The 3,459-nt window shown below is 64.6% G+C and carries 3 protein-coding genes and 1 pseudogene; 1 reads left to right on the forward strand and 3 read right to left on the reverse strand.

Translation table 11 applies throughout. From position 1 onward, the window contains the following. Positions 1 to 155: 155 nt before the first annotated feature. From V7Q81_RS15230 to V7Q81_RS15240, 3 genes are all read right to left on the reverse strand, one after another. Positions 156 to 1,454 (reverse strand): surface lipoprotein assembly modifier, encoded by a 1,299-nt coding sequence (locus tag V7Q81_RS15230; protein ID WP_333845015.1) that lies wholly within the window; start codon positions 1,452 to 1,454, stop codon positions 156 to 158. A gap of 68 nt (positions 1,455 to 1,522) precedes the next feature. Beyond that, a complete protein-coding gene (locus V7Q81_RS15235) occupies positions 1,523 to 2,467 on the reverse strand; it encodes a transferrin-binding protein-like solute binding protein (RefSeq protein WP_333845017.1) in 945 nt (314 codons plus the stop codon). A gap of 116 nt (positions 2,468 to 2,583) precedes the next feature. Continuing rightward, positions 2,584 to 3,033, reverse strand: coding sequence for a 6-pyruvoyl trahydropterin synthase family protein (locus V7Q81_RS15240; RefSeq protein WP_333845020.1), 450 nt, complete (start codon positions 3,031 to 3,033; stop codon positions 2,584 to 2,586). A 73-nt stretch (positions 3,034 to 3,106) separates the two neighbouring features. On the opposite strand from V7Q81_RS15240, the pseudogene V7Q81_RS15245 reads away from it, so the two are divergent. Beyond that, positions 3,107 to 3,459, forward strand: a pseudogene (locus V7Q81_RS15245) (radical SAM protein); the annotation flags it as partial.

Raw genomic sequence — 3,459 nt, forward strand, 5'->3', positions numbered from 1 at the left:
GATAAAGGACCGGCTCTAGAGGCGATATGATTGATCATAATGGATATTTTCTTACATGTTGGCGGACACCCCTTCCGCCAGAATCCCATCGCCCAGGACGGGGCGATGGAGCGCTGTGAGGCGTGGGGACTCGCCAGGGGCCGCCCGCTGAGCAGTCAGAACGCCCGCGAGACGCCCACCGCCACGAAATTGCGCTGGTATGCGTGGATCGGGAGGGTGGAATCGTTGCGTTCGAAGCTCACCGCCACATAAGGGGCGAAGCCTGCCACCGCCCAGTCCCGGATCAGGAACTCGAAGTCAAGCCGCCATAGCCGGTCCTTGCGCCGGACCCCGAATAGGGGCTGCTCGCCCAGGTAATGAAAGCGATTGGCGGTAAGCCGCGCCTCGAAGTTGAGCCGGGCCGGCAGCTCCTTGCTGTAGCGCAACACCGCTTCCACCGCCCTATAGCTGAACGCCTCTTCCCGGGCACTGTGGCGCCCGAGTTGGAGGCTCGCGCCAAGGGCGGAGGTGCCATCCAGGGCGTAGCGCAAGTGCAGGCCGGCCCAGGGTTGATGGCCCGAGAGGTCCTCAAAGCGCTCGTAATCGAGCCAGCGCCAGGTGAGGCTCTCCTGGGCGAGGACCCGCCTGCCGAGGGGATGGCTGTGGCTCACCTGGACGATGCCGCCGGCATAAAGCCCCCGGCCCTGGTACCAGGCGTAGGCGGGCCCCGCCTCGGCGCTCAGCACGGAGTCGCCGACCAAGGCGTTGCGGCCGAGGGTCGCCTGGACGTAGTGGAAGTCGGCGAAGCGCCCGGCGTATTCCCGGGCGATGACGGCGCCCCGGACGAAGCTGCGGTTCTCCGAGCCGAAGGCGTAGCGAGCGTCGGCGTTGAGACCCACACCCCACGCATCCCTAGGACGGGAGTCCGGGTTCACGACGAATTCCAGCCCGAACAGGGTGATACGCTCTGCGCGGGTGGCGTTCGCTGGATTGGTGTCCCGGATCAGGGTGGCGGTGAAGCGGATCCAGGTGGTTTGGGCCTCGATCGCCCGCAGGAAGCGAAGCACGTTCTCCCGCGCCGCGGGCGGCAAGTCTTCTCCCAGCGCTGCCTCGAAGTGGTAGCGGGCCGCCTCGAAGTCGCCTGCGAGGTAGAGGGCGCGGGCGAGCTCCAGGCGCACCCGGGTCAAGCGGGGCTCGCGCGTGAGCAGGAAGCGGAAGCGCTCCACCGCGGCCCGGTAGCGGCCGGTGTGCAGGGCGTGGAGCCCCTGGAGGAAGACGATCTGGGGATTTTCGGGGAAGGTTGCGGCGAGGCGATCGATCAGCCGCCCCGCTTCTTCGGTGCGGCCCTCTGATAGCCACTGGGCGGCGAGGGCTGTCGCCTCCTCAGGAGAAAGCTCGAGCGTCCCGGGTGTGGCGGCCCAGCTCCCTGGAACGGCCCACAGCCAGGCGATCAATAGCCAGCGGGGCCAGGCCATGGAGCCGGTAAGGGGGCGTCAGCAGGTAAGGGGCACGAAAAACAGAGCGGCCGCGGGGCGGGGATTTTTCATTCCTTTTTCAAGGCGAAGCCGCCGACCATTTGCTCCGTGTTGCCAGTGTTCTTCACAAAGAACGTACCCCCCAGCTCGGCGGCCTGGGGGCCATAGAAGCGAGCGGCGGCGGGGCCGGTCATGCCGCTTCCTGTCGTGAGGGTTCCCGTCAGATGGTTCGTGCCGCCCGTATAGGTCAGCGTACCAGAGAGGTTCAAGTCATCGCGACTAATTTGGGTGGTCATTCCCTTTTCCACGATGACGGTGTTGTTCGTCGTGAGGAGGACGCTGGGTGAGGTGAAAGTATAGTTGGCCGTTGCGGTGGCAGTGGCTCCCACCTCGTACACCTTGCTCCCGTCGGCGTAGGTCCCGATCAGCTTGCCGTTATAGGCGGCGCTGCCCGAGATGGGAATGTCGCTTCCCTGGGTGATGGCCCCCATGGAGAAATAGCCGCCCACGGAAGCCGTTCCGGTGACGCAGCCCTCACACTCCCACAGGCCCAGTGCCGAATAGGTCAGTCCCAGTGCCTGGGGTTCGAAGAAACTGATCTTCGCTGTCCCGCTTCCAGTCAGAGTCTTTTCTTGATATCGGTAAGTCAGCGGCGCAAGGGGCCAATAAGTCGGGCTCGCAAAAGCATCGAAGGTTTCTGTAAAAAGGCGATTTCCCTCGAACGTGACCGTGATGGTGATGGAAGTGAGGCTCCCGCTGCTGCCGCTCACTGTCCCTTCGATTTTGTTGCCATCGCCGCCCCCGCTTGCCGGCGTGATCTGGGCGGTGTCGAGGCGGTAGTTCTGCAACGTCCCGTCGATGGTGGTGGGGGAGCCGAGCAGAATCTCGCTGTAGGTAGGGGCATGGGGAGCAAGCCCCGAGGAGCTTCCGCCACCGCCGCCGCAGGCCGCGAGCAGGCTGAGAAGCAAAAGCGTGGTGGGCGTGGACAGGGGGCGAAGCGGCGGCAGGATCACGGGAGGCCTCCCTGGAACTTGAACGTTCCAATGACAACGAAATTGTACCGCGGGTGAGGCAGGCGCCCGCCGGGTGATTGTAAAAGCTTGTGAAGCTTGGGTGAAGGGAATGGCCGCTAAAACTGCCCGCGCACCGCTTCCGCCCAGCAGCTAGGGGTCTCGTAGAGGCGCACCCGCTCTAGCCTCAGGTGGTTGCCGTAGACGTCCCGGTAGGCGGCGTCCAGGATGCGGAAGGCTTCCAGCGCCAGGTTCTCCGCCGTAGGCGGCGCGCCCAGGACCACGGTTTTGTGACCTGGCAGGGAATTGAGGAACGCCACCAGCGCCGTGTCCTTTTCATAGACAAAAAAAGCATGGTCCCAGGCCTGTACCAGGTGACGCCAGGCGATGGCCCGCACCTCGGCGAAGTCCATGACCATCCCCTGTTCCGGAGCCCCCTCCCTGGTGATAATGTCTCCGGACAGGGTCACTTCCAAGGCGTAACGATGCCCGTGGAGATGGCGGCACTGGCTGGCATGGTGAGGGATGCGGTGACCGGCGTCGAATTCCAGGCGGCGAGTGATCAGCATGGAGCAAAGAGGCGAAAAAAATCAAAATTGTAGCATCGAAGCCCGCGGCCGTGCGGGCGCGGGTGGGGCGCTTTTGACACCGGAGCGGGGAAACAAACGGCTGTCCACCACCGATCACGATCGGGACGCGGTGGGGCTGCGCTATGTCTATCCCGTGTTGTCCCGGCGCAGCCGAGGGCTCTCGGTGGGCGTGAACCTCAATACCAACAACGCGTGTAACTGGCGCTGCCTCTATTGCCAGGTGCCTGGATTGATCCGCGGGAGCGCTCCCCCGGTGGACCTGACGCGGCTAGAGCGGGAGCTACGGGCATTTCTCCGCCAGGTGGTTCACGGCAACTATCTGGAACAGGCGGCGCCTCCGGAGATGCGCCGGTTGAACGACGTCGCCCTCTCGGGCAACGGGGAGCCCACCAGTGTCCGGGGATT

The organism is Pelomicrobium sp., assembly GCF_036803785.1.
Classification (GTDB): Bacteria; Pseudomonadota; Gammaproteobacteria; order Burkholderiales; family UBA6910; genus Pelomicrobium.